Origin of the sequence: Kitasatospora sp. NBC_00458, from assembly GCF_036013975.1 — a bacterium.
In the GTDB taxonomy this organism is placed as follows: domain Bacteria; phylum Actinomycetota; class Actinomycetes; order Streptomycetales; family Streptomycetaceae; genus Kitasatospora.
In genome coordinates this window covers 4,477,282-4,500,910 of record NZ_CP107904.1, presented here as the reverse complement: position 1 = coordinate 4,500,910, position 23,629 = coordinate 4,477,282, and the positions used below count along the sequence as shown (strand labels likewise).

General features: G+C 73.6%; 22 protein-coding genes and 2 tRNA genes. 7 read left to right on the top strand and 17 right to left on the bottom strand.

Annotation, left to right across the window (positions count from 1 at the left end):
• The first annotated feature begins 89 nt into the window (after window positions 1-89).
• Both OG550_RS18500 and OG550_RS18495 read left to right on the top strand, forming a co-directional pair.
• Window positions 90-1,631 carry a N,N-dimethylformamidase beta subunit family domain-containing protein gene (locus tag OG550_RS18500; protein ID WP_327678952.1) on the top strand — a complete coding sequence of 514 codons (1,542 nt, stop codon included), beginning with the start codon at window positions 90-92 and terminating at the stop codon, window positions 1,629-1,631.
• A gap of 106 nt (window positions 1,632-1,737) precedes the next feature.
• Window positions 1,738-2,637 (top strand): phosphoribosylaminoimidazolesuccinocarboxamide synthase, encoded by a 900-nt coding sequence (locus OG550_RS18495; protein ID WP_327678950.1) that lies wholly within the window; start codon window positions 1,738-1,740, stop codon window positions 2,635-2,637.
• A gap of 40 nt (window positions 2,638-2,677) precedes the next feature.
• Here the strand turns inward: OG550_RS18495 and OG550_RS18490 are convergent, their stop codons facing one another.
• The 7 genes from OG550_RS18490 to OG550_RS18460 all read right to left on the bottom strand — a co-directional run bounded on the left by OG550_RS18490 (window position 2,678) and on the right by OG550_RS18460 (window position 7,291).
• Entirely contained in the window at window positions 2,678-3,298 is a 621-nt protein-coding gene (locus OG550_RS18490) for a response regulator transcription factor (RefSeq protein WP_327678948.1), read from the bottom strand.
• Between the two features lie 26 nt (window positions 3,299-3,324).
• Window positions 3,325-4,551: a sensor histidine kinase gene (locus OG550_RS18485; protein WP_327678946.1), complete on the bottom strand. Its 1,227-nt coding sequence runs from the start codon at window positions 4,549-4,551 to the stop codon at window positions 3,325-3,327.
• Between the two features lie 92 nt (window positions 4,552-4,643).
• Window positions 4,644-5,477, bottom strand: a complete 834-nt coding sequence (locus tag OG550_RS18480; RefSeq protein WP_327678944.1) for an ABC transporter permease — start codon at window positions 5,475-5,477, stop codon at window positions 4,644-4,646.
• Window positions 5,474-6,475: an ABC transporter ATP-binding protein gene (locus OG550_RS18475; RefSeq protein ID WP_327678942.1), complete on the bottom strand. Its 1,002-nt coding sequence runs from the start codon at window positions 6,473-6,475 to the stop codon at window positions 5,474-5,476. Before OG550_RS18475 ends, OG550_RS18480 begins: the two co-directional genes overlap by 4 nt.
• A gap of 178 nt (window positions 6,476-6,653) precedes the next feature.
• Window positions 6,654-6,729: transfer RNA gene (locus tag OG550_RS18470), tRNA-Gly, on the bottom strand.
• Between the two features lie 40 nt (window positions 6,730-6,769).
• A tRNA-Gly gene (locus OG550_RS18465) sits at window positions 6,770-6,842 on the bottom strand.
• A 131-nt stretch (window positions 6,843-6,973) separates the two neighbouring features.
• The gene (locus tag OG550_RS18460; protein ID WP_327678940.1) at window positions 6,974-7,291 is read right to left on the bottom strand and encodes a histone-like nucleoid-structuring protein Lsr2; all 318 of its coding nucleotides are present in this window, start codon (window positions 7,289-7,291) and stop codon (window positions 6,974-6,976) included.
• Window positions 7,292-7,757: 466 nt separating this feature from the next.
• On the opposite strand from OG550_RS18460, the gene purS reads away from it, so the two are divergent.
• The 4 genes from purS (at window position 7,758) to OG550_RS18440 (ending at window position 11,834) form a co-directional block, all read left to right on the top strand.
• Window positions 7,758-8,012, top strand: coding sequence for a phosphoribosylformylglycinamidine synthase subunit PurS (gene purS, locus OG550_RS18455; protein WP_327678937.1), 255 nt, complete (start codon window positions 7,758-7,760; stop codon window positions 8,010-8,012).
• The gene (purQ, locus tag OG550_RS18450) at window positions 8,009-8,686 is read left to right on the top strand and encodes a phosphoribosylformylglycinamidine synthase subunit PurQ (protein ID WP_327678935.1); all 678 of its coding nucleotides are present in this window, start codon (window positions 8,009-8,011) and stop codon (window positions 8,684-8,686) included. The genes purS and purQ overlap by 4 nt, the downstream gene beginning before the upstream one ends.
• The gene (gene purL / locus OG550_RS18445) at window positions 8,686-10,941 is read left to right on the top strand and encodes a phosphoribosylformylglycinamidine synthase subunit PurL (RefSeq protein WP_327678933.1); all 2,256 of its coding nucleotides are present in this window, start codon (window positions 8,686-8,688) and stop codon (window positions 10,939-10,941) included. Before purQ ends, purL begins: the two co-directional genes overlap by 1 nt.
• A gap of 65 nt (window positions 10,942-11,006) precedes the next feature.
• On the top strand, window positions 11,007-11,834 hold the full coding sequence (locus tag OG550_RS18440; RefSeq protein WP_327678931.1) for a maleylpyruvate isomerase family mycothiol-dependent enzyme: 828 nt from the start codon (window positions 11,007-11,009) through the stop codon (window positions 11,832-11,834).
• 87 nt (window positions 11,835-11,921) lie between these two features.
• On the opposite strand, the gene OG550_RS18435 is transcribed toward OG550_RS18440, so the two are convergent.
• The 4 genes from OG550_RS18435 to fbaA form a co-directional block, all read right to left on the bottom strand.
• Window positions 11,922-12,677 carry a hypothetical protein gene (locus OG550_RS18435; protein WP_327678929.1) on the bottom strand — a complete coding sequence of 252 codons (756 nt, stop codon included), beginning with the start codon at window positions 12,675-12,677 and terminating at the stop codon, window positions 11,922-11,924.
• A 75-nt stretch (window positions 12,678-12,752) separates the two neighbouring features.
• The gene (locus OG550_RS18430) at window positions 12,753-13,577 is read right to left on the bottom strand and encodes a DUF3152 domain-containing protein (RefSeq protein WP_327678927.1); all 825 of its coding nucleotides are present in this window, start codon (window positions 13,575-13,577) and stop codon (window positions 12,753-12,755) included.
• Window positions 13,578-14,023: 446 nt separating this feature from the next.
• Window positions 14,024-14,437 (bottom strand): DUF3151 domain-containing protein, encoded by a 414-nt coding sequence (locus tag OG550_RS18425; protein WP_327678925.1) that lies wholly within the window; start codon window positions 14,435-14,437, stop codon window positions 14,024-14,026.
• A gap of 57 nt (window positions 14,438-14,494) precedes the next feature.
• Complete coding sequence (gene fbaA, locus OG550_RS18420; RefSeq protein ID WP_327678923.1) at window positions 14,495-15,517, bottom strand: class II fructose-bisphosphate aldolase; 1,023 nt, start codon at window positions 15,515-15,517, stop codon at window positions 14,495-14,497.
• 435 nt (window positions 15,518-15,952) lie between these two features.
• Between fbaA and OG550_RS18415 the strand changes: the two genes are divergently transcribed.
• On the top strand, window positions 15,953-16,672 hold the full coding sequence (locus OG550_RS18415) for a DedA family protein (RefSeq protein WP_327678921.1): 720 nt from the start codon (window positions 15,953-15,955) through the stop codon (window positions 16,670-16,672).
• 153 nt (window positions 16,673-16,825) lie between these two features.
• Here the strand turns inward: OG550_RS18415 and pyrE are convergent, their stop codons facing one another.
• The 6 genes from pyrE to OG550_RS18385 form a co-directional block, all read right to left on the bottom strand.
• The gene (gene pyrE / locus OG550_RS18410; protein ID WP_327678919.1) at window positions 16,826-17,362 is read right to left on the bottom strand and encodes an orotate phosphoribosyltransferase; all 537 of its coding nucleotides are present in this window, start codon (window positions 17,360-17,362) and stop codon (window positions 16,826-16,828) included.
• 81 nt (window positions 17,363-17,443) lie between these two features.
• Window positions 17,444-18,721: a hypothetical protein gene (locus OG550_RS18405; protein ID WP_327678918.1), complete on the bottom strand. Its 1,278-nt coding sequence runs from the start codon at window positions 18,719-18,721 to the stop codon at window positions 17,444-17,446.
• Between the two features lie 131 nt (window positions 18,722-18,852).
• The gene (locus OG550_RS18400) at window positions 18,853-20,499 is read right to left on the bottom strand and encodes a polyamine aminopropyltransferase (protein WP_327678916.1); all 1,647 of its coding nucleotides are present in this window, start codon (window positions 20,497-20,499) and stop codon (window positions 18,853-18,855) included.
• 136 nt (window positions 20,500-20,635) lie between these two features.
• Entirely contained in the window at window positions 20,636-21,163 is a 528-nt protein-coding gene (locus OG550_RS18395) for a DUF2617 family protein (protein ID WP_327678914.1), read from the bottom strand.
• Between the two features lie 475 nt (window positions 21,164-21,638).
• Entirely contained in the window at window positions 21,639-22,799 is a 1,161-nt protein-coding gene (locus tag OG550_RS18390) for a pyridoxal phosphate-dependent aminotransferase (protein WP_327678912.1), read from the bottom strand.
• 140 nt (window positions 22,800-22,939) lie between these two features.
• On the bottom strand, window positions 22,940-23,503 hold the full coding sequence (locus OG550_RS18385) for a YbjN domain-containing protein (RefSeq protein WP_327678911.1): 564 nt from the start codon (window positions 23,501-23,503) through the stop codon (window positions 22,940-22,942).
• Window positions 23,504-23,629 lie beyond the last annotated feature (126 nt).

The window sequence follows — 23,629 nt, the reverse complement described above, 5'->3', positions numbered from 1 at the left end:
ACGCAGCGCCAGCACTGTGTGGTGTATTAGACCGCACGCACATCCGGGAGGCACATGCCAACCGGCGGAGGTGCACCTGGGAGGGGCGCGTGGGGACGGAACTCAACCGCCGCTGGGAGTCCGGGACGCACGCGCACAGCGTCGCCGACCCCTTCGGCCAGGGCCCGCTGCCCTGGCTGCGCAGCCCGGAGCAGTACCTCGCGGGCGCCGAGGGCGCCGTCCCCTGGTACGTGTCGGTGGACGCCCCCGGGCAGCGGCCGCTGTCCGCCGGCCTCCGCGGCAAGCCGCCGGTCGGCACCCCGCTCAGCTCCAACGACGGGGACCAGCAGATCAAGGGCTTCGCCTCGGCCGGCGTGGTCCGCCCCGGGGGCTCGGTGGACTTCCGGGTCACCGTCAACCCGCCCCGCGAGTTCACCGTCGACGTCTACCGGATCGGCCACTACGCCGGGGACGGCGCCCACCACATGACCTCCAGTCCGCTGATCGCGGGCATGGTCCAGCCCGCCCCGCTGGTCGCCGGCCGGACCGTCTCCTGCCACCACTGGTGGCACACCTGGCGGCTGCAGATCCCGGCCCACTGGCGGCCCGGCGCCTACGTCGCCGTGCTCACCACCGCCGACATGCTGCACCGCAGCCACATCCCCTTCACGGTCCGGGACTTCGAGGACCGGACGGGCGCCGCCGAACTGCTGCTGGTGGTCCCCGACGTGACCTGGCAGGCGTACAACCTGTTCCCCGAGGACGGCCGCAGCGGCGCCAGCCTCTACCACGCCTGGGACGACGGGGGCGGGCTGGTCGGCGAGCCCGAGGCGGCCGTCACCGTCTCCTTCGACCGCCCGCACGCCACCGCCGGCCTGCCGCTGCACGTCGGCCACGCCTACGACTTCATCCGCTGGGCCGAGCGGTACGGCTACGACCTCTCCTACGCCACCGCCACCGACCTGCACGCCGGTCTGGTGGACCCCTCCCGGCACAAGGCACTGGTCTTCCCCGGCCACGACGAGTACTGGTCCGAGCCGATGCGCCGGGCCGCCGAACGGGCCAGGGACGGCGGCACCTCGCTGGTGTTCCTCTCCGCCAACACCATGTACTGGCGGGTCGAGCTGAGCGCGGCGCCCTCCGGCGAGCCCAACCGGCTGCTCAACTGCCGCAAGCGGCAGAAGGTCCAGCCCGGCAGCCCGGCCACCGGGGTGCCCGGCGCGGCCAGCGCCCTCTGGCGCGACGCGGGCGAGCCCGAGCAGCACCTGCTCGGCCTGCAGTACTCCGGCCGGGTCGCCGCGCCCGTCCCGCTGGTCGCCCGGCACACCGGCCACTGGCTCTGGGACGGCACCGGCGTCCAGGAGGGCGACCAGCTGCCCGGACTGGTGGCCGGCGAGGCCGACCGCTACTACCCCAAGGTCGCGCTGCCCGCGCACACCGACCGGGTGCTGCTCTCGCACTCCCCGTACCGGGACCCGGCGGGCCGGACGCGCTACCAGGAGACCTCGCTCTACCGGGCCCCCAGCGGCGCGTACGTCTTCGCCTCCGGCACCTTCGCCTGGTCGCCCGCCCTCGACCGCCCCGGGCTCACCGACGAGCGGATCCAGCGGGCCACCGCCAACCTGCTCGACCGTCTCTGCAAGAACGGCTGAGCCGCCCGGGCAGGGGGCCGCGCGGGCGGTCGTGACAGACTCGACCCCAGTGACCTCCCCTTTCGCGCCCCACGCCCGCGAACGACCCCTGAGGACTGAGACGACCTTGAGCGGATTTGTCACCAAGCCCGAGCCGGTCCAGGTGCCCGGCCTGGTCCACCTGCACACCGGCAAGGTGCGCGACCTCTACCGGGCCGAGTCCGGCGAGCTGGTGATGGTCGCCAGCGACCGCACCTCGGCCTACGACTGGGTGCTGCCCAACGAGATCCCGGACAAGGGCCGCATCCTGACCCAGCTCTCGCTGTGGTGGTTCGACCGGATCGCCGACCTGGTGCCCAACCACGTGATCTCCACCGACGTCCCGGCCGGCGCCCCCGCCGACTGGAAGGGCCGGACGCTGATCTGCCGCAGCCTGGACATGGTCCCGGTCGAGTGCGTGGCCCGCGGCTACCTGGCCGGCTCCGGCCTGGAGGAGTACCGCGACTCCCGCACGGTCTGCGGGATCGCCCTGCCCGAGGGCCTGGTGGACGGCTCGGAGCTGCCCGCCCCGATCTACACCCCGGCGCTCAAGGCCGAGGTCGGCGAGCACGACGAGAACGTCCCCTACGAGGAGACCGCCCGCCGGATCGGCGCGGAGCTGGCCGCCCAGCTGCGGCAGACCACGCTGGCCGTCTACTCCCGGGCCCGGGACATCGCCCGCGAGCGCGGCATCATCCTGGCCGACACCAAGTTCGAGTTCGGGCTGCTCGACGGCGAGCTGGTGATCGGTGACGAGGTGCTCACCCCGGACTCCTCGCGGTTCTGGCCGGCCGACCGGTGGGAGCCGGGCCACGCCCAGCCCTCCTACGACAAGCAGATCATCCGCGACTGGCTGACCTCCCCGGCCTCCGGCTGGGACCGGAAGAGCGAGCAGCCGCCGCCGCAGCTGCCCGCCGAGGTGGTCGCGAAGGTCAGCGCCAAGTACGTCGAGGCCTACGAGCGGCTGACCGGCCTCAGCTGGGTCTGACCCTCTGCGGCGCCCGCGGGCGCGGCTGATCGGCTCCGGCTCAGATCCAGCCGTGCTCGCGGGCGATCCGCACCGCCGCGTGGCGGTTCTCGGCGCCCAGCTTGGCCGCCGCCGAGGAGAGGTAGTTGCGGACGGTGCCCTGCGAGAGCGACGCGCGCACGGCGATCTCCGCGATCGGGGTGCCGTCGGCGGCCAGCTCCAGGACGTCCGTCTCGCGCGGGGTCAGCGGGGTCTCCCCGGCGGCGATCGCGTCCGCCGCCAGCTCCGGGTCCACGTACCGGCCGCCGGCCCGCACCGTGCGGATGATCCCGGCCAGGTCGGCCGCCGAGACGGTCTTCGGCAGGAAGCCCCGGATCCCGACCTCCAGCGCCCGCTTCAGGTAGCCCGGCCGGCCGTGGCCGGTGACGATCATGCAGCGGCAGTCGGGCAGCAGGGCGCGCAGCCGGGTCGCCACCTCGATGCCGTCCAGCCCGGGCATCTGCAGGTCGAGCACCGCGACGTCCGGCCGGTGCGCCTCGGCCATCGCCACCGCCTCCGGACCGGAGGCGGCCTGGGCGACCACCGTGATGTCCTCCTCCAGCGCGAGCAGCGCGGCCAGCGCCCCCCTGATCAGGTGCTCGTCGTCGGCGAGCAGGACGCGGACGGGCGCGGTGTCGGTCATCGGTGGTGCCCTCCGGGGGGAGCGGTTCAGATCGGGACGCTGGCGAGCAGCCGGAAGCCGCCCGGTCCGGCGTCCGGCAGGGTCAGCTCGCCGTCGTGGGCGGCGAGCCGCTCGCGCAGGCCGCGCAGCCCGGTGCCGCTGCCCTGGGAGGGCAGCGGGACGGCCGGCACCCCGTCATTCTCCAGCTCCAGCACCGCCCGGTGGTCCTCCCGGCGCAGCCGGATCGAGCAGCTGGCCGCCTCGCTGTGCCGCAGCACGTTGGTGGTGGCCTCGCGGATCACCCAGCCGAGCACCGACTGGACCGCGGCCGGCAGCTCGTGGGCGTGCTCGCCGAGGTCGATCTCGCAGGCCACGTCGGCCGCGCGGAGCACCGCGCGGGCGCCGATCGCCTCCGCGTGCAGGTCCGCCGTGCGGTAGCCGCGGATCACGTCCCGGACCTCGCGCTGGGACTCCTGGGCGATCTTCTGCACCTCGGCCATCTGGGCGGCGGCCTCCGGGCGGCCGCGCCGGGCCAGCTGGACGGCCAGCTCGCTCTTCAGCGCGATGGTGGTGAGGTTGCGGCCCATCACGTCGTGCAGGTCGCGGGAGAACCGCAGCCGCTCCTCGGCGACGGCCAGCCGGGCCTGGGCCTCGCGGGCGGTGTCCAGCTCCCAGACCACCGACTGCAGCCAGGCGAAGCTGCGGCAGCTGCAGCCCATGAAGACCATGGTGGCCGCGGTGAACACCAGCATCCCGCAGGTGGTCGCCAGGTCCACGCCGGCCAGCATGAGCGCGGGGGCGACGGCCAGGAGCGCGGCGAGTCCGGCGAGGGCCGCGGTGCGCGGCGGCAGTCCCACGGCGGCCGGGCCGAAGGAGGAGAAGAGCATGGCGACCACGATGGAGGCGGTGAACGGCACGCTCTCCGTGCCGTCGCCGGTCCGGGGGCCGATCAGCATGACGGCCCAGGAGCCGGCCACCGTGACGCCCCCGGTGATCAGGAGCCAGCGGGGGTGGTCGCCGGGCCGCTTCAGGTAGTGGTCCAGCGAGGTGCGGTAGGCGCGGAGGGTCACCAGGATCAGGGCGAGGCCGATGACCAGGCTGACCTGGACGGAGGCCGGGTACTCCCGGCTCTCCGGGGCGGCGGAGACGCTGCTCAGCAGGGCGGCCGGCAGCGGGGCGAGCGCCATCAGGTAGAGCGACCAGCGGAGGTAGAGCTCGGAGCGCTGGGGCTTGCCGAGGCCCCGCCACCTGCGCACCGGGTTCACGACGTCCATCTGTTCCCCTCCCCGTCCGACCATGATCGTGCTGCTGCCTTCTTATCAGAGGTGGAGCGGGGAGCGGGCCTTCGCTTCCGGGCACCCGCCGCTCAGCGGCGCGGCTCCCAGCGGAAGTACCGGACGGCGCCCCAGGCGGCGAGGGCGAGCCAGACCGAGCCGGTGATCAGGTGCGGGGCGGCGGTGGACCAGGTGCCGGCGAAGCCGGTGGCGGCGGCCGAGCCGTCGGTGCCGAACCAGCCGACCCGGATCAGCTGGAAGGCCGGGGTGGTGGGCAGCAGCCGGCAGATGTCGGCGACCCGGTCGGGCATGACCTCCAGCGGGAAGAACAGGCCGGAGCCGAACTGGGAGAGCATCAGGACCGGCATGGTGGTGATGCCGGCGCTCTCCACGGTCTTGGTGAAGGCGCTGGAGACGGCGGCCAGGGCCATCAGGGTGCCGACGGCCAGGACCAGGCCGACGAGCAGCAGCAGCGGGTTGACCGGCGCGGTGAGCTTCAGCACCGAGGCGCCGGCGATGCCGACCACCGTGCACATCAGCAGCGCCAGGGCGACGGAGGGGACGGCGGTGCCGGCCAGGATCTCGATGTCCCGGGCCTCGCCGGTGCGCAGCCGCTTGAGCACCAGCTCGCCGCGGCGGGCCACGTAGGCGGCGGTCAGGTTGTAGTAGACGACGAAGGCCAGCACCATCCCGACGGCGCCGTTGACCAGCAGCGAGTCGACGTCGAGGCCGGGGGTGGTCTCGGCCTGCTGGTCGAGCACGCTCTTCAGCCCGCCGATCAGCAGCAGGGGCAGCAGCAGGGCGGTGAACAGGGCGGTCCGGTTGCGCAGCAGCAGGACGCCCTCGGCCCGGCCGAGGGCCAGCAGCCGCCGGGTGACGGTGCTCCGGGGGCCGGCGGCGGTGGCGGGGACGGTGGCGGTGGTCATCGGGCGAGTCCCATCAGGCGGCGGCGGGCGGAGGGGGCGGCGGGGGTGTCGGCCGGGGGCCGGTGGGCGGCCTCGGAGGCGATGGCGAGGAAGGCCTCCTCCAGGGAGGCGCTGCGGGCGTCGAGCGCGCCCAGCTCGATGCCGTGGTGGTTGGCCCAGCCGAGCAGGTCGGTGAGGGTCGCCTGGAGGCGCGGGGTCTGGACGGTGATCTTCCGGCCGTCGGCGGCCAGGGTGGCACCGGCCAGCTGCGGCAGGGAGGTGCCGGAGTACTCGGGGAGCTCGAAGGAGATCCGGGAGGGCCGCCCGGCGATCACCTCGGCCACCGTGCCGGTGGTGACCACCTGGCCGCCGTGCATGATCGCCAGCCGGTCGGCCAGCTCCTCGGCCTCCTCCAGGTAGTGCGTGGTGAGCAGCACCGTGGTGCCCTGGGCGCGCAGCTCGCGGACCAGCCGCCAGACGGCGACCCGGGCCTCCGGGTCGAGGCCGGTGCTCGGCTCGTCCAGGAAGAGCACCTCGGGCCGGCCGAGCAGGGCCATCGCCAGGTCGAGCCGGCGGCGCTCGCCGCCGGAGAGCTGCTTGACCCGGACGTTGCGGCGGTGGGTGAGGTCGACCAGGTCCAGCGCCTCGTCCAGCGGGCGGGCGTTGCTGGTCATCCCGGCCCAGGACCGGCCGGTCTCGGCGACGGTGAGGTCGCCGGGGAAGCCGCCCTCCTGGAGCATGATGCCGATCCGGGGCCGGACGGCGTCCCGCTCGCGGTGCGGGTCGTGGCCGAGCACCCGGACGCTGCCGTCGCTCGGGGCGGCGAGCCCCTCGATCAGCTCCATGGTGGAGGTCTTGCCGGCCCCGTTGGTACCCAGCAGGGCGAACAGCTCGCCGCGGCCGACGGTCAGGTCGACGCCGCGGACCGCGTGGTAGCGGGAGCTTCCGGTGCCGTAGTGACGGTGGAGGTCGGTGACCTCGATCACGTGCTCGCCGTGGACGGGCTGGCTGGTTTCCATGCTCCAAGCCTCCCGTCGCCGGGGCGCCGCAGGCAGTGCACGGCCTCACCGGAACGGGGTGCGGATCCACGGGTCGGCCATGACAAATGTCATCGGCCGGAGCGCGGGTGCCCCGGAAGCGGACCGGGGAATGCCGGGAACGCCGAAGGGCCCTCTCGACCGAGAGGACCCTTCGTACTGGAGCGGACGACGAGATTCGAACTCGCGACCCTCACCTTGGCAAGGTGATGCTCTACCAACTGAGCCACGTCCGCATGATGGAGATATTGAGTTGTGCTGTGCTCGCGCACTGCGAGCGGACGACGAGATTCGAACTCGCGACCCTCACCTTGGCAAGGTGATGCTCTACCAACTGAGCCACGTCCGCACGGTGCCTGGTGGGGCACCGGCCGCCTCTCCGGATCTCTCCGTTGCGGCGACGAGGAATACTCTACAGCATCCGTCGGGGTGGTCGTCCCGCCCTTTGGGGCCGGGCGGGACGACCGGGTGCCGCGGTGGTCAGTTCGCCTCGGCGAACGCCTCGTACACGTGCTTCGGGATGCGGCCGCGGGCCGGCAGCTCCATGCCGCGGGACTGGGCCCAGGCACGGACGGCGGCGGGGTCCGGGGTGAGCGCGGTGCGCCGGAAGGACTTCCCGGTACGGCTCTGGCGGCGGCCGGCCGCGACGAACGGGGCGAGGGCCTCCCGCAGCTTTTCCGCGTTGTCCACGGACAAATCGATCTCGTACGACTTCCCGTCGACGCCGAAGTGGACGGTTTCCGCGGCGGAGCCGCCGTCCAGGTCGTCGGAGAGCGTGACAACTACACGCTGAGCCATGGGTGTCAATCCTCTCGGGCAATTCGGCCGGCAGGGCGCGGGTGCGCTCCGGGGCCTGATGTGCACCGCTAGCGCAAGCGCATACGGGCAGGCCCGATGGCATGCCGGATACGCAGCACTTGCCGCAGCAGGTGGCCCTATTCTGCACCCGAAGCGGGGAGAAATCGAAGAGTCCGGCTTTCTTTTCCGGATATTCACGTGTCTTCGTCGTCACGTCGGATACCCGTGCACTCGGCTGGGGGATCTGTCCCGGAGTGGCGGTATTCGCGTGCTCTTCGGGTGTTCTCGCTGGGGTCCGGGAATCCGGCGAAATGGGACGGTGTGCGGGGGGTGCCCGGCGGTCGGAGCCCTTGCCGCGTAAGGGTCCCGGGTCTACGCGCGTCGCCCTCCCCGGCCAGCAATCCCGCCCGAAACCCCCGGTAGTCTGGAGTTCCCCCGCCTCACGAAGACACCACCGGGAGTGCCAGTGGCACGCGTCGTAGTCGACGTCATGCTCAAGCCGGAGATCCTCGACCCCCAGGGACAGGCGGTGCAGCGCGCACTGCCCCGTCTCGGATTCACCGGGATCGCCGACGTCCGCCAGGGCAAGCGTTTCGAGCTGGAGCTGGAGGGCCCGGTCGACGACGCCGCGCTCGCCCGTATCCGCGAAGCCGCCGAGACCTTTCTCGCCAACACCGTGATCGAGGACTACACAGTCCGGGTCGAGGAGGAGGCGAAGTGACCACCCGCGTCGGCGTCGTCACTTTCCCCGGCTCCCTCGACGACCGCGACGCCCAGCGTGCGGTCCGCCTGGCCGGCGCCGAGCCGGTCGCGCTCTGGCACCGTGACAAGGATCTCCACCAGGTCGACGCGGTCGTCCTGCCGGGCGGATTCAGTTACGGCGACTATCTGCGCTGCGGTGCGATCTCCCGCTTCTCGCCCGTGATGGACACCGTCATCGAGCAGGCGAAGCTGGGAATGCCCGTCCTCGGTATCTGCAACGGCTTCCAGGTGCTCTGCGAATCGCACCTGCTGCCGGGCGCCCTCACCCGCAACGACTCGCTGCACTTCGTCTGCCGCGACCAGAAGCTGCGGATCGAGAACAACGGCACTGCCTGGACCCGGGATTACTCGGTCGGCCAGGAAATCGTCGTGCCGCTGAAGAACGGTGAGGGCCGCTTCGTCGCCGACGCGCACGTCCTCGACGAACTGGAGGCGGAGGGCCGGGTGGTAGCCCGTTACCTGGACCTCAACCCCAACGGTTCGTACCGCGACATCGCGGGCATCAGCAACGCCGCCGGCAATGTCGTCGGCCTGATGCCGCACCCCGAGCACGCCGTGGAGCCGCTCACCGGTCCCACCACCGAGGGCCTGGGCTTCTTCACTTCCGTCCTGAAGCAGCTGGTGAACGCCTGATGAGCCTCGACACCGTCAAGAACGCCGAGCAGACCCCGGACGCCGGTCAGCCCTGGGCCGAACTCGGCCTCAAGGAGGACGAGTACGCGCGGATCCGGGAGATTCTCGGCCGCCGTCCGACCGGCGCGGAACTCGCCATGTACTCGGTCATGTGGTCCGAGCACTGTTCGTACAAGAGCTCCAAGGTCCACCTGAAGCAGTTCGGCGACAAGAAGCCGGAGACCGACGCGATGCTCGTCGGCATCGGCGAGAACGCCGGTGTGGTCGACGTCGGCCAGGGCTACGCGGTCACCTTCAAGGTGGAGTCGCACAACCACCCGTCGTACATCGAGCCCTACCAGGGCGCGGCCACCGGTATCGGCGGCATCGTGCGCGACATCCTGGCGATGGGCGCCCGCCCGGTCGCCGTGATGGACCCGCTGCGGTTCGGCGCGGCCGACCACCCGGACACCCGGCGCGTGCTGCCCGGGATCGTCGCGGGCATCGGCGGCTACGGCAACTGCCTGGGCCTGCCGAACATCGGCGGCGAGGTCGTCTTCGACTCCTGCTACCAGGGCAACCCGCTGGTCAACGCCCTCTGCGTGGGCGTCATGAAGCACGAGGACATCCACCTCGCGCAGGCCTCCGGCGCCGGCAACAAGGTCATCCTGTACGGGGCCCGGACCGGCGGCGACGGCATCGGCGGTGTCTCGGTGCTCGCCTCCGAGACCTTCGACGCCACCGGCCCGGCCAAGCGCCCGGCCGTCCAGGTCGGCGACCCGTTCCAGGAGAAGCTCCTGATCGAGTGCACCCTGGAGATCTTCCGGGAGAAGCTCGTCAAGGGCATCCAGGACCTCGGCGGCGCCGGCCTGTCCTGCGCCACCAGCGAGCTGGCCTCGGCCGGTTCCGGCGGTATGCGGATCGAGCTCGACACCGTGCCGCTGCGCGACCACACGCTCTCGCCCGAGGAGATCCTCATGAGCGAGTCGCAGGAGCGCATGTGCGCCATCGTCGAGCCCGGCAAGGTCGACCGCTTCCTGGAGATCTGCGAGAAGTGGGACGTCATCGCCACCGTCATCGGTGAGGTGACCGACGGCGAGCGCCTGGAGATCTTCTGGCACGGCGAGCTCGTCGTCGACGTGCCGCCGCGCACCGTCGCCCACGAGGGCCCGACCTACGAGCGCCCGTACGCCCGCCCGAGCTGGCAGGACGCGCTGCAGGCCGACGCCCCGACCGGCGACCGGCTGGCCCGCCCGACCACCGGCGAGGGCCTCAGGGCCGACCTGCTGAAGGTCGCCTCGCACCCGAACCAGGCCTCCAAGTCCTGGATCACCGACCAGTACGACCGCTACGTGCTCGGCAACACCGTGCTCTCGGTCGGCGAGGACTCGGGCATGATCCGGATCGACGAGGAGAGCAACCTCGGCGTCTCGGTCGCCACCGACGGCAACGGCCGCTTCACCAAGCTGGACCCGTACACCGGCGCCCAGCTGGCCCTCGCCGAGGCGTACCGGAACGTCGCGGCCGGCGGTGCCAAGCCGCTCGCCGTCTCCGACTGCCTCAACTTCGGCTCCCCCGAGGACCCGGACGTGATGTGGCAGTTCGCCGAGGCCACCCGCGGCCTGGCCGACGCCTGCCTGACCCTCGGCACCCCGGTGACCGGCGGCAACGTCTCGCTCTACAACCAGACCGGCGAGACCGCCATCCACCCGACCCCCGTGGTCGCGGTGCTCGGCGTCATCGACGACGTCACCCGCCGTACCCCGGTGGCCTTCGCCGAGGAGGGGCAGCTGCTCTACCTGCTCGGCGACACCGAGGACGAGCTGGGCGGCTCGGCCTGGTCGCAGGCGGTCCACGAGCACCTGGGCGGCCTGCCGCCCAAGGTCGACCTGGAGCGCGAGCGCCTGCTCGGCGACATCCTGATCGCCGCCTCGCGCGACGGCATGATCGACGCCGCGCACGACCTCTCCGACGGCGGCCTGGGCCAGGCCCTGGTGGAGAGCTGCCTCAAGGGCGGCCACGGTGCCCGGATCATCGTGCCCGAGGGCCAGGACCCGTTCGTGTTCCTGTTCTCCGAGTCGGCCGGACGCGCCGTCGTCGCGGTGCCGCGCAGCGAGGAGCTCCGGTTCAACGACATGTGCACCGCCCGCGGCCTGCCGGCCACCCGGATCGGCGTGGTCGACGGCGATGCGCTGGACGTCCAGGGGCAGTTCACCGTCACGCTGGCCGAGCTGAAGGACGCCCACACCGGCGTCATCGAGGCCCTGCTCGCCTGATGCGGACGCCCCGGGGGGCGGACGGTTCTTCGGAACCGTCCGCCCCCCGGCGTATGTTGGGGCGCATGCCCGCCAAGTCCCGTACGTACCAGCACCCCAAGGTCAGCGCAGCGCTCGTGGAGCAGACCACCGCCCTGCGGGAGGCCGTCCGGGAGCTGTGCACCCGCCCCGACGCGGCGGAGCTGCTCGCCCGGCCGACCCGGCTGGGGGACTGGACCGTGCGCGAGCTGGTCGCGCACCTCGCCGTGCAGGTCGGCTGGGTGCCCGCGCACCTCGGCGATCCGTTGGAGGGCCGGGCCCCGCTGGACCTGCTGCAGTGGGTCGCCCGGGTCGGCACGGTCGCGCCGCTGCTCGACGAGCAGGCCAGGGGGAAGGCGGCGGGCGAGTTCGGCGGGGACCCTGCCTCGGTCGCGGCGGCCTTCGGCCGGGCCGCGGACGGGCTGGTCGCGGTGCTGGCCGGGGACGACGCCCGCGACCCGGGCCGGCGGTTCGAGATCCGGCTGGGCTCGATGACGCTCACCGACATGCTGGTGACCCGGCTGGTCGAGACGGTCGTGCACGCCGACGACCTGGCCGCCGCGCTCGGCGGACCCGACTTCCCGCACGCCCGCCAGGCGGTGGCCGCCGTCACCCGGCTGCTGGCCGACGCGCTCGCCGACCGGGCCCCCGGGGGAGCGGTGGAGCTGCGGGTGCCGCCGTTCGCGGTGGTGCAGGCGGTCGAGGGCCCGCGGCACACCCGGGGGACCCCGCCGAACGTGGTCGAGACCGACCCGCTGACCTGGATCCGGCTGGCCACCGGCCGCACCGGCTGGGCGGAGGCGGTGGACGCCGCGGCGGTGTCGGCCAGCGGCGAGCGCAGCGACCTGAGCGGTCACCTGCCGGTGCTGGGCTGATCCCGCCGGCCGGTGTGCCTGCGGGTCCGCGCGCCGTCGCGCGCCGTCGCGCGCCGGTACCGGCGCCCGTGCCCTGCCGGGCGGTCCTCAACCGCGCAGCTGCGCGGCCAGCCGCTCGGTGGCCCTGCGCAGCGGCTCGCCGGTCAGGGCGGACTCGGCCGGGGCGTCCTGGGTGTCCTGGGTGAGGGTCAGCGCGAGGTCGCCGCGGCCCCGGACGGCCGGGCGGGCGACGCCGACCAGCCCCGCTCCCGGGGTGACCGCGGTCCGGCCGGTGGTGGGCTGGTGCTCGGCGAAGTCCGTCAACTGGTCCACCCCGAGGTTCCCGAACCGCTGGATGTGCGGGAGCATCAGCCCCACCGCCGGGCCGTGGTCCGCGACGGCGATCAGGTCGATCCGGACCGGGGTGGCGCCGACCGTGTAGTGGCAGGTCACCCAGGCGCGCGCGGGCGTGGCCGGCATCGTGGGCATCGACGGCGGCGGAGTGGCCCCGGAGGGCCAGGGCTGCGCCGGGATCTCCTCCTCCAGATCGGCCTCGGTCACCCGCCGGTCCTTGCCGCCCGCGCTGACCGGGCGGTCGACGCCTGCAGCCTTGAGGGCCGCCGCGAGGTCCAGGCCGAACGGGCAGGGGCCGGACCCGGACTTCGCCAGGTCGCCGGCGGTGGACCGGGCCTGGTCGTAGGAGAGCCGGCCCGCCCCGGCCGTACCGGTGCCGCCGTCGGAGCCGCAGGCGGCCGCACCGAGCAGGAGCCCGGCGGTGCCCGCGAGGGCGAGCAGCCGGTGGCGGCCGGGCCCGGGCCGCCGCGTCGCAGGGCGGGCGGTGGTCGGGTCGCTCGTGCTGGTCATGCCGGCCAGCCTAGGCGGGGTGCCGTCCCGGTGGTGCACCGACCGGGTATCAACTCCGTACCGTCCGGGCCTGGTTCAGGGGACGGCCGGACCGCCGAGGTAGTTCCCCTCGGCGCTGTACGGCCAGGCGTTGGAGACGCAGCCCTTGAGTCCGTAGATCTGCTGCATCATGGCCGGTGCCGGCTTGCCCTGGCCCGGGCAGCTCTCGTGCCCGTGGCCGATCCGGTGGCCGACCTCGTGGTTGACGATCAGCGCCCGGTACTCGTCGATCGGGCCGCTGAACTGCGGGGAGCCGATCGTCCAGCGCTTGACGTTGACCAGCACCTGGTTGCCGACGTTGCAGTTCACCTCGCCGTGGGTGTCCAGTCCGGCGGCGCCGCAGATCCTGTCGACGGTGGCGGGCGAGGCGATCTTCACGGTGAAGTCGTAGGCGCCGCCGGAGACCAGCTGGAAGCCGTTCCTGCGGTCGTTGGTCCAGCCGCGCTTGTCGGCGAGGATCGCCTGGACCTGGGCGGCGGCGGCCGGCGGGTCGATCCCGATGCCGTCCTCGACCTCGACCCGGTAGCGGCGGACGGTGCCCTTGCCGACCGGGGCGGCGGAGCCCTGGGCGACGGTGAAGGTGCCGGCGCCCTTGACGGGTCCGGGGTCCGGGGCGGTCTGTTCCGGGGCGGGCGTGGCGGTCGGCTCCGGGGTGGGTGTCGGGGTGGGCGTCGGTGCCGGGGCGGGGGTGACGGGGGCCTGGGTCTGTGCCGCGGTCGCCGCCGGGGCGGGGGCGGCGCCGTCGGCGGGTGCGACCCGGCCCTGGGCGGTCCGGTCGGTGCCGGGCAGGACGCCGGGGCGGTTGAGCACGAACACCGTGCCGCCCAGTATCACCACCGCGGCCACCAGCGCGGCGATCATGCCGGGTCCGAGCCGGCGGCGGGGTCTGCGGCGGCGGCGCGGGGACGACCGGGGGCGGGGGCCTGCCGGGCCGGGCCGTGCGGCGCCGGACCGGGCGGCGGGGGCGGTGCGGGTGCCCCTGCGGGCGCCGCTCGCACCGGAACCGCGCGGGCGGGTGCCGCGGGGGGCGGGGCTGGCTGCTGGCACGCTGGGGGCTTCCTGTCGACCGGTGGGGCCGCAGTAGCTCGAACTGGTGGGTGCCCCCTCGTCGGCCCACCCTGGCACGGCGGACCGGCGGGTGTCCACGTACCGGGTATGCAGGGTCGGGACAAAAGCCGCCCCCGCTGCCGTTCCGGGCAACGGGGGCGAAGTGCTCCGGGGGTGCCGGCCCGCGCCGGCCGGCCGCGGCGCGCGCCGCAGCCGGGGGCGGGGCGGGGGCGTGGCGGGGGAGGAGCCGGGGCCGGGTGTCAGCCGAGCGTGGCGGCGGCGGTCGGCGAGCTGTCCCGGAGGAACTGCGCGCAGCGCTCCGCCTCCTCCTTCTCCTCGATCGCGGCGGCGGCCCGGCCGAGCGCGTGCAGCGCCCGCAGGAAGCCCCGGTTCGGCTCGTGCTCCCACGGCACCGGTCCGTGGCCCTTCCAGCCCGCGCGGCGCAGCGAGTCCAGCCCGCGGTGGTACCCGGTGCGGGCGTACGCGTACGACTCGACGGTGCGGCCGGCGGCGTAGGCGTCGTCGGCGAGCTGGGCCCAGGCGAGCGAGGAGGTCGGGTACTTCGCCGCGACCTCGGCCGGGGAGGCGCCGCCGGCCAGCAGCTCCAGCGGAGCGGGCTCGGCGGGCAGGTGCGTCGGGGGCGGACCCCCGAGGAGGTTCTGGTGAATGGTCATGCCCCCCAGTCAACCACTGGGGGGCATGACCGCAGACCCTGCCGTCGGGCGGGGACCCTACTTCAGGCGGTTGCCGGCCGAGCGCAGCTGCTGCGCGGCCTCCAGCACGCGGGCGGCCATGCCGGCCTCGGCGAGCTTGCCCCAGGTGCGCGGGTCGTAGGTGTTCTTCTTGCCGACCTCGCCGTCGACCTTCAGGACGCCGTCGTAGTTGCGGAACACGTGGTCCACGACCGGGCGGGTGAAGGCGTACTGGGTGTCGGTGTCGAGGTTCATCTTCACGACGCCGTTCTCCAGCGCGGTGGCGATCTCCTCGGCGGTGGAGCCCGAGCCGCCGTGGAAGACGAAGTCGAACGGGTCGGTCTTGCCGTACTGCTTGCCGATCGCGTCCTGCAGCTCGCGCAGCAGCTCCGGCTTCAGCACCACGTTGCCCGGCTTGTAGACGCCGTGCACGTTGCCGAACGAGGCGGCCAGCAGGTAGCGGCCCCGGTCGCCCAGGCCCAGCGCCTCGGCGGTGCGGACGGCGTCGTTGACGGTGGTGTACAGCTCGTCGTTGATCTCGTGGGTGACGCCGTCCTCCTCGCCGCCGGTCGGGGTGATCTCGACCTCAAGGATGATCTTGGCGGCGACGGCCTGGGCCAGCAGCTCCTCGGCGATGGCCAGGTTGTCGTTCAGGGTCTCGGCCGAGCCGTCCCACATGTGCGACTGGAAGAGCGGGTTCCGGCCCTGGGCGACGCGCTCGGCGGACAGCGCCAGCAGCGGGCGGACGTAGCCGTCCAGCTTGTCCTTCGGGCAGTGGTCGGTGTGCAGCGCGACGGTGATGTCGTACTTGGCGGCGACGATGTGCGCGAACTCGGCGAGCGCGACGGCGCCGGTCACCATGTCCTTGTTGTGCTGGCCGCCCAGGAACTCCGCACCACCGGTCGAGATCTGGATGATGCCGTCACTCTCGGCCTCGGCGAAGCCGCGCAGCGCGGCGTGCAGGGTCTGCGACGAGGTCACGTTGATCGCCGGGTAGGCGAACTTGCCCGCCTTGGCCCGGTCCAGCATCTCGTTGTAGACCTCGGGAGTTGCGATGGGCATGCGAATCCGCTCCTGTCGGGTTTTTCGGCGTACGGACGGTGCTGTCCGACGCTGTGTACGCCTGGTGACGACTCCGGGGTACCGGGGCCGCCGCGCGGCTCTGCGGTGCGGCCTGCCGGTACCAGGGTTCGAGGCGACCGCCGCGGGTCGGCCATGAGGGTGGTGCCACCGCGGACCGGGCGCCCGTGCCATCTTCCCAGAACGCCCACCGGCTCCACCATGTGGCCCGCCAGTCGGGACGGCGGGCTTCCGGGGGTGCTCCCCGGCGGGTTCCGGAGGCCGTCCGCGAGGTGGCCGGAGGGCGTCCGCGGGGCGTCCGGAGGCCGCCCGGAGGCGCCGTGCGGCGGGTGCGGCGCGGTGTACGACGAAGGGATGAGGGCCCGCTCGACCCCGGGGGCGAAGCTTTGGTAAAGACGGGCCCGCTATTCTGCGCCCGTGGACTACAACCAGCTGGCCGTCAATCTGCTCGACGCCAAATCACTGATCTCGTCCCTCGGTGCCATCGGGCTGATCGCGATCATCTTCGCGGAGACCGGCCTCCTGGTCGGGTTCTTCTTCCCGGGTGACTCGCTGCTCATCATCGCCGGTGTCGCCGCCTCGGACGCCGCCTCGTCGGTGCTCGGCGAAGGCACCCGGCTGCCGATCGCGACGCTCCTGATCGGGGCCCCGATCGCCGCCATCGTCGGTGCCCAGCTCGGGCACCAGATCGGGGTGAAGGTCGGACCGAAGATGTTCGACAAGCCCGAGTCGAAGATCTTCCGCCGCGAGTACGTGCTGAAGGCCGAGGAGTACTTCAACAAGTTCGGGCCGGGCAAGGCCGTCGTGCTCGCCCGCTTCATGCCGATCGTCCGGACCTTCCTGAACCCCGTCGCCGGCACCCTGGAGATGCCGGCGAAGACGTTCTTCCTGTGGAACGTCATCGGCGGTGTGCTCTGGACCGAGTCGATGCTGCTGATCGGCTACTTCTTCGGCGATGCGCTCGCCCCGGTGATCGACAAGTACCTGATCCCGGCGGTGCTGCTGATCGTGCTGCTCTCGATCTCGCCGATCCTGATCGAGGTCGTCCGCGAGCGCCGGAAGAAGAAGGCCGGCGGCGCCGCGGCCGAGGACGACGAGGCCGTCCAGGCCGGCGGCGGCCGGCACCGGCGCGGCTGAGGTCCGGCGCGGCTGAGGTCCGGACCGGCTGAGTCCGGACCGGCGACGACGAACGGCCGGGGCCCGGTCCTGTTTCACGTGAAACAGGACCGGGCCCCGGCCGTTGCGTTGCGGAAGGTGCGGCGGCCGCCGCGGGACGCGCCGGCCGGGGGCTCAGAGGCCCAGGTCGTCCAGGGTGTACGCGGTGACGTACGGCAGACCGGCGGCCTCGATCGCGGGGGCGGCACCGCGCTCGACGATCACCGCGACGCCGACCACCTCGGCGCCGGCCTCGCGCAGCGCCTCGACGGCGGTCAGCACCGAGCCGCCGGTGGTGGAGGTGTCCTCGACCGCCAGCACCCGGCGGCCCTTGACGTCCGGGCCCTCGATGCGGCGCTGCAGGCCGTGCGCCTTGCCCGCCTTGCGGACCACGAAGGCGTCCAGCTCACGCCCGCGCGCGGCGGCGGCGTGCAGCATCGAGGCGGCCACCGGGTCGGCGCCCAGCGTCAGCCCGCCGACGGCGTCGTACTCCAGGTGGGAGGTGGCGTCCAGCATCACCCGGCCGACCAGCGGGGCGGCCTGGCCGTCCAGCGTGATCCGGCGAAGGTCGACGTAGTAGTCGGCCTCCTTGCCGGAGGAAAGGGTGACCTTGCCGTGGACGACGGCCTTGTCCTTGATCTGTGCCAGCAGGGCGTCGCGGTCGTTGCTCATGAGCGTCCAGTCTAGGGCCTCTCTCCCGGGCCCCCGCCGAGGCCGCGACGGCCCGGTCCGACGAGGTCCGGGAGGCGGGCCCTAGCGCCGCCGCAGGGCCCTGACCAGCACCACGGCGCCGCCCAGCAGGGCCACGCCGCCGCCGATCACCCACGGCACGGCGCTGCGGCCGCCGACACCCGGCACCACGATGCCGCCGGCGTCGCCGCCCCAGCGGGAGGCCGCCCGGGCCCGGGCGCTGCGGGCCGGCAGCGCGGGCGCGTACGGGCCGCGCGGCGGGGCGTGGTCGACCTCCTCGGCGGAGCGGCCGACGATGCTGCGGCGGACCGGGCCGCCGAGCACGGGCTCCTGCTCGTAGTCGAAGGGCAGCTCGGTGGGCAGGTCGGCGGAGACGGCGTCGTCGGTCCCGGCCGCGGCGGCGTCGGTGTCCGCGGGCCCGTCGACGTCGCCGACGGGGAGGCCGAAGCGCTCGGCGTCGGCGTCGGAGAAGGCGATCAGGTCGGAGAGGTCGTCGTCGAGGTCGTCGCCGGGCTCGTCCTGGCGGTCCTCCTGGTGGTCCTCCAGGAACACCACGGTGGCGGTGCCCGACTCGTCGTCGGCTTCGTCGGCTTCGTCGGCCTCGTCGGTGGGCTCGTCGGTCTCGCGGGTCTCCGGGGTGGGCTCGTCGGCGGGCTCGTCGGCCTCGCCGGTCCCCGGGGCGTTCTCGCCTTCCCCGGCGTCCCCGGCTTCCTCGGCTTCCTCGGCTTCCTCGGTGACGGCCTCCCCGGCCGTGTCCGCTGCGGCCCCGGGGCTCCCGCCCGCGTCCGCCTCCTCGGCGGTGCCGGTGCCCGTGCCGGCGTCCGTGCCGGCGTCCGTGCCCACGTCCGTGCCCACGTCCGTGCCCTCGTCCTCGTCCGGGCCGGTCTCCGGCGCGCCGTCGGGGGAGGCGAGGGCGGTGGCGAAGCGGTCCAGCAGGCGGCGGCCGGTCGCGGCGAGGGTCTCGCCGTCGAACTCGGTGAGCCGCCCGGTGGCGGTCAGGTCGCCGGTGAAGCGGACCACCGCGGTGCCGTCCTCGGCGCCGTCGGCGACGCTGACCCGGACGGTGGCGGTGGCCTCGCCGCTGCCGCGCGCCTCCTGGCCCTCGGCGAAGGCGGTGAGCACGCCCTCGCGGCCCTCGATCAGCGACAGCACGCCCTTGTAGGTGATGGTGGAGGTGCCGATCCGCAGCTTCAGGCGCCCGCCGATCTCGTCGGCCGGGCCGCCGCCGACGGCAGCCGGTTCGGTGCTCAGCCCCGGCACGGAACGCGCCAGCAGCGCCGGATCCTGCAGGGCCTGCCGGACCAGCCCGGCCGGCATCGGGACGACAACCTCATGCTCCATGCCAGGGAGCCTACCGACCGAACCCGCTCCCGGCTCCGCCCTGTCCCCTAACTGCCTCCCGAGCCCCGTCCCGGCCCCGTCCTGCCCCCGTCCTGCCCCTGCTCGGCCCCCGGTGAGCCCGGCCCCCGGGCTCACCGGGGGCCGAGCAGGGTGAGGGCGGCGGGCGGCCGGGCCGGCCGGGCCGCGGTGAGCCGGGCGGCGGAGGCGCGGAGGGCGTCGGCGGTGAGGGCGCGCGGCGGCGGCGCGTCGGGGCCGAGGGAGAGCGGCGGCTGGGCGGCCGCGGCGAGCAGGAAGGTCTGGCCGCCCTCGGGGCCGGGCCGGCAGCTGGCGGTCGCACTGCCCGCGACCGCGTACGGGACGGTCCGCAGTCCGGCGGCGCGCAGTCCCGATTCGACCTGCCAGAGGCCGTGCCGGCCGTTCTGCTCCTCGCCGCCCCGGACGGCGAGCCGCCCGCCGGGGGCGAGCAGCCGGGTGGCGAGGCCGTAGAACTCCTGGGAGTGGAACTTCGCCGGGCCGCCGTCGGCGGGCGCGGGCAGGTCGGCGAGGAGGACGTCGAAGGACTGCCCGGGAGCGGGGCGGACGCTGCGCAGCCACTCCAGCGGGTCGGCCTCGGCGGTGCGGACCCGGGGGTCGTCCAGCGAGCGTCCGGAGAGCGCGGCGAGGCCCGGGTCGGTCCTGGCCAGCCGGGGGAGCGCCGGGTCGGGGTCGACGACCAGCACCGAACGGACCCCGCTGTGCCGCAGCACCTCCCGAAGGGCCAGCCCGTCGCCCCCGCCGAGCAGCAGTACCCGGCCGTCCGGGCCGGCGCCCATCGCGGGGTGGACGAGTGCCTCGCTGCCCCGGTACTCGTCCGGTCCGCAGACCGCGAGCCGCCCGTCCAGGTAGAGCCGGAGCGGGCCCTCGGCCGGGCCGGTGAGCACGATCTCCTGGTACCGGCCGTGGGCGTACCGCACCTGCCCGCCGTACAGCGCCTGCCGGGCGGCGCGTTCGACGGCGCCGGACCAGGCGGCGGCCGCGGCGAGCACCGCCAGTACCAGGGCGCAGCCGCCCCAGAGCAGCAGCCGGACCCTGGGGGCCGGTTCCTCGCGGAAGAGCCAGAGCACGACGGCGGAGCCGGCGACGGCGTTGACGGCGCCGGTGACCAGGGCGCCGCTGCCGGGCCCGAGGGCGGGCAGGATCAGGAACGGGAAGGCGAGTCCGCCGATCAGCGCGCCCACGTAGTCGGCGGCGAAGAGGTCGGCGGCGGCCCGTCCGGCGTCCTCCCGCCGGATCCGCTGGATGAGCGTCATCAGCAGCGGGATCTCGGCGCCGATCAGCACGCCGATCAGGCAGGTCATCCCGACCATGGCGGCCTGGTAGCGGCCGATCCAGGCCCAGCAGGAGTAGAGCGCCAGGACGGAGAGGCCGCCGGTGAGCGCGAGCGCGCACTCGACCAGGGCGAAGGCGGTGGCCGGGCGGCGGGTGAACCGCTTGGCGAGTAGGGAGCCGAGGCCCATCGCGAACACCATGACGGAGAGCACGACGGAGGTTTGGGTGACCGAGTCGCCGAGCAGGTAGTCGCCGAGCGCCACGAGTTCCAGCTCGTAGACGAGTCCGCAGGCCGCGCAGACGAACGCGGCCAGCAGGACGGCCAGCCGGGCGAGCTTGGGGCGGGCGCGCAGCCGGGACCGGCGGCGTGCGGGCAGCGGGGTCAGGCTCCGCCCGAGCCGGGGTGGGCTGCCGTCGTCGAGGTCGAGGCCCGGCTGTGCGGGGGGCGGACCGGCCGGATGGTTGATCACGAACAAACGCTAGGCGACGTTCGGGACGGACGGCTGCGCCCATTCGACGGACAGCTGAACATGACAGGTTGACGAATCGTTCCTGCGTACGAATGAAGGCGCGCGGTCCGGGCTATGGAGGGTTCGGCCGTCTCGGTCACCGGGACACCACCAGCGAGGACCGGGTGCAGACCAGCTGCCCCTCCTGCGGGTAGGCGTGCCAGGTGCGCCAGAGCAGCCGGTCCGCACCACCCTGGGTGACCAGTGCGGTGAAGGCGCTCGGGTCGCCGGGGAAGACGCCGGCCAGGCCGCGCGGGTGCCCCTCGACCAGCGCCAGCAACTCCTGGGCGCGGGCCGCGAAGTCGTGCGGCGGCAGGGCCTCGATCCGGGCCGCGAACTCGTACTCCCACCCGTCCACCTGTTTGGCCACCCGGGCGGGCAGCGGCGTTCTGCGGCCGGGCAGGCAGGCGACGGTCTCCAGGCAGTGGCCGGGGCCCGCGGTGATCACCACCTGGTGCGAGGCGCCCAGCAGCCGCAGCTGGAGGGTGCCGGGCGGGCCCGGGTGGCCGGGGCCGTCGAGTCTCAGGTCGCGGACCGCGAGAGCGGGCAGCGGTTCGCCGCCCAGGCACCAGGCCAGGTCACCCGCGCGGGTGTCCGTGTAGGAGGTCTGCAAAGTGGTGAGCATGCTCGGCTCCGCGTTTCAGCTCCGTGCGCGCCCGCCGAGCAGCAGCGAGTTGGCCTAGGCAAGGGCGAGGCTGTTCGTGGCTGTACGGTCCAGGGCGCGGCCGACCGTGGAAGGAAGGATTCCGGCTGGAGATTCAGCAGCAGAGAAGCACGAATACGCCGGGTCCGTCGGTGATTTACCCAACTTTGTCAAGCATTCACCGTTTCGGGCACATCTGCTTCCCTGCCCTGATCGACCCGGTGTGCGACTATGCACCGCGCGCGCCCCTCGCCCCGGATCGCACGCCGTGCGCGCTGGTCATGCGCTGTTCGCACGACCTGTACGCCCCTGGGACGGACGCGCCGGGCGCACGGGGCCGGGCCCGGTCCGGGGATTGCCGCGGGGGCACGACGGATTGCCCGACTGGCATCGAAAGGCCCGGCCCGTCAGGTGAGTTGACGAATCGTCGGAGCGTGCGAGAGGTCCCGCAGATCGGTCAGAGCCGGGCGAGCCGGGTGACCGCCTCCTCCAGTACCTCGACCTTCTTGCAGAAGGTGAAGCGGACGAGCGGCCGCCCCGCGTCGGCGTCGTCGTAGAAGACCGCGTTGGGGATCGCCACCACCCCGCACCGCTCGGGCAGGGTGCGGCAGAACTCGATGCCGTCCTTCTCGCCCAGCGGAGTGATGTCGGTGGTGATGAAGTAGGTGCCCTCGGGGACGAAGACGCGGAAGCCCGCGGAGGCGAGCCCGTCCGCCAGCAGGTCGCGCTTGTGCAGCAGGTCGGCGCGGAAGCCGGCGAAGTAGTCGTCGGGCAGGCGCAGGGCCTCGGCGACGGCGTACTGGAACGGACCGGCGCTGACGTAGGTGAGGTACTGCTTGGCCGTGCGCACGGCCGCCACCAGGGGCGCCGAGGCGGTCACCCAGCCGACCTTCCAGCCGGTGAAGGAGAAGGTCTTGCCCGCCGAGGAGATGGAGACGGTGCGTTCGCGCATGCCGGGGAGGGCCGCGATCGGGTGGTGCACGCCGCCGAACACCAGGTGCTCGTAGACCTCGTCGGTGACGACCAGGAGGTCGCGCTCGACGGCGAGTTCGGCGATCGCGCGCAGTTCCGCGGGGGTGAGCACCAGCCCGGTGGGGTTGTGCGGCGAGTTGAGCAGCAGCAGCCGGGTGCGCGGGGTGACGAGTCCGCGCAGCCGGTCCAGGTCGGGGCGGAAGTCGGGGGCACGCAGGGTGAGCGGGACGCGGACGGCGCCCGCCATCGCGATGCAGGCGGCGTACGAGTCGTAGAACGGCTCCAGGGCGATCACCTCGTCGCCCGGCTCCAGCAGGGCCAGCAGGGCGGCGGCGATGGCCTCGGTGGCGCCCGCGGTGACCAGTACCTCAGTGTCGGGGTCGTAGGCGAGGCCGCGGAAGCGCTGCTGGTGCTCGGCGATCGCGGTGCGCAGCTCGGGGATGCCGGGGCCGGGCGGGTACTGGTTGCCGCGGCCGCTCAGCACGGCGTCCGCGGCGGCCCGGGCGATCGGGGCGGGCCCGTCGGTGTCCGGGAACCCCTGGCCGAGGTTGATCGAGCCGGTCGCGACGGCCAGCGCGGACATCTCCGCGAAGATCGTCGTTCCGAGCCCCTCCAGCCGGCGGTTCAGCAGCGGCCTCGCACCCATCACGGCTCCTCACACCTCGGCGGTCGGCCCCCATCCTCGTTCCACCGGAGGGTCCGCGACAAGGACGGCCCGCCGGGAAACGGGGCGGCCCGCCACCGGAGTGCCGGTGACGGGCCGTGGAGGGGGGCCGGGGGGCGGGCTCAGGCCTCGTCGGTGCCCTCGGAGGGCTTCTCCTCGCCGTCCTCGCCCTCGATCTCCTTCTGCAGGCCGAGGCGCTCGACGATCCACTGCTCGAAGCCCACCGCGGCCTGGGTCCAGTTGGCGGTGGTGGTGACGAAGTAGTCCAGGTTGACGCCGGTGCCGACGATCATCTGGGCCTCGCCGATCAGGCGGACCACGCCGTCCTCGTGGGTGTGGGTGTAGACCTTCGGCCAGAGGGTCTCGCGGTTCCACTCGTCGATCAGGTCGAGGATCTCGGCCTTGTCCTCAAGCGGGTAGGCGCGGTCGTAGAACGCGCGGACGGCGAAGAGCTCCTTCTGGTCGCCGCGGAACATGTAGTAGACGCGGAAGCCCTCCCAGGGGGCGGTGAGGTCGCCCTCCTCGTCCACGACGTGCTTGAGCTGCATCTGGTCGAGGAGCTGGCCGACCAGGGCCTGGTCCGGGACGATGATCGGCGGCGGACCGGCCGGACGGCCGCCCTGGCCGCCGGGCTGGCCGCCCTGGGGCACACCGAACGACGGGATGGACGACGGGTCGATGCTCATGGGGTCCTCTTCCTCAGTGCACGTGGTGGTCGGCAATGAGAGGCCGCCCTTCCACCTCCCATCCTGCCTCATCGGGGCCCTGCCTCACAGGGGCGGCCGCGGTCCGGCCGGGCATGGCCGGATCGT

Coding starts and splice junctions, on each gene's coding strand:
- OG550_RS18490 (WP_327678948.1), bottom strand. CDS start 3,298: ATGACCGACACCGCGCCCGTCCGCGTCCTGCTCGCCGACGACGAGCAC.
- OG550_RS18485 (WP_327678946.1), bottom strand. CDS start 4,551: ATGGACGTCGTGAACCCGGTGCGCAGGTGGCGGGGCCTCGGCAAGCCC.
- OG550_RS18480 (WP_327678944.1), bottom strand. CDS start 5,477: ATGACCACCGCCACCGTCCCCGCCACCGCCGCCGGCCCCCGGAGCACC.
- OG550_RS18475 (WP_327678942.1), bottom strand. CDS start 6,475: ATGGAAACCAGCCAGCCCGTCCACGGCGAGCACGTGATCGAGGTCACC.
- OG550_RS18460 (WP_327678940.1), bottom strand. CDS start 7,291: ATGGCTCAGCGTGTAGTTGTCACGCTCTCCGACGACCTGGACGGCGGC.
- purL (WP_327678933.1), top strand. CDS start 8,686: ATGAGCCTCGACACCGTCAAGAACGCCGAGCAGACCCCGGACGCCGGT.
- OG550_RS18440 (WP_327678931.1), top strand. CDS start 11,007: ATGCCCGCCAAGTCCCGTACGTACCAGCACCCCAAGGTCAGCGCAGCG.
- OG550_RS18435 (WP_327678929.1), bottom strand. CDS start 12,677: ATGACCAGCACGAGCGACCCGACCACCGCCCGCCCTGCGACGCGGCGG.
- OG550_RS18430 (WP_327678927.1), bottom strand. CDS start 13,577: ATGATCGCCGCGCTGGTGGCCGCGGTGGTGATACTGGGCGGCACGGTG.
- OG550_RS18425 (WP_327678925.1), bottom strand. CDS start 14,437: ATGACCATTCACCAGAACCTCCTCGGGGGTCCGCCCCCGACGCACCTG.
- fbaA (WP_327678923.1), bottom strand. CDS start 15,517: ATGCCCATCGCAACTCCCGAGGTCTACAACGAGATGCTGGACCGGGCC.
- pyrE (WP_327678919.1), bottom strand. CDS start 17,362: ATGAGCAACGACCGCGACGCCCTGCTGGCACAGATCAAGGACAAGGCC.
- OG550_RS18405 (WP_327678918.1), bottom strand. CDS start 18,721: ATGGAGCATGAGGTTGTCGTCCCGATGCCGGCCGGGCTGGTCCGGCAG.
- OG550_RS18395 (WP_327678914.1), bottom strand. CDS start 21,163: ATGCTCACCACTTTGCAGACCTCCTACACGGACACCCGCGCGGGTGAC.
- OG550_RS18390 (WP_327678912.1), bottom strand. CDS start 22,799: ATGGGTGCGAGGCCGCTGCTGAACCGCCGGCTGGAGGGGCTCGGAACG.
- OG550_RS18385 (WP_327678911.1), bottom strand. CDS start 23,503: ATGAGCATCGACCCGTCGTCCATCCCGTCGTTCGGTGTGCCCCAGGGC.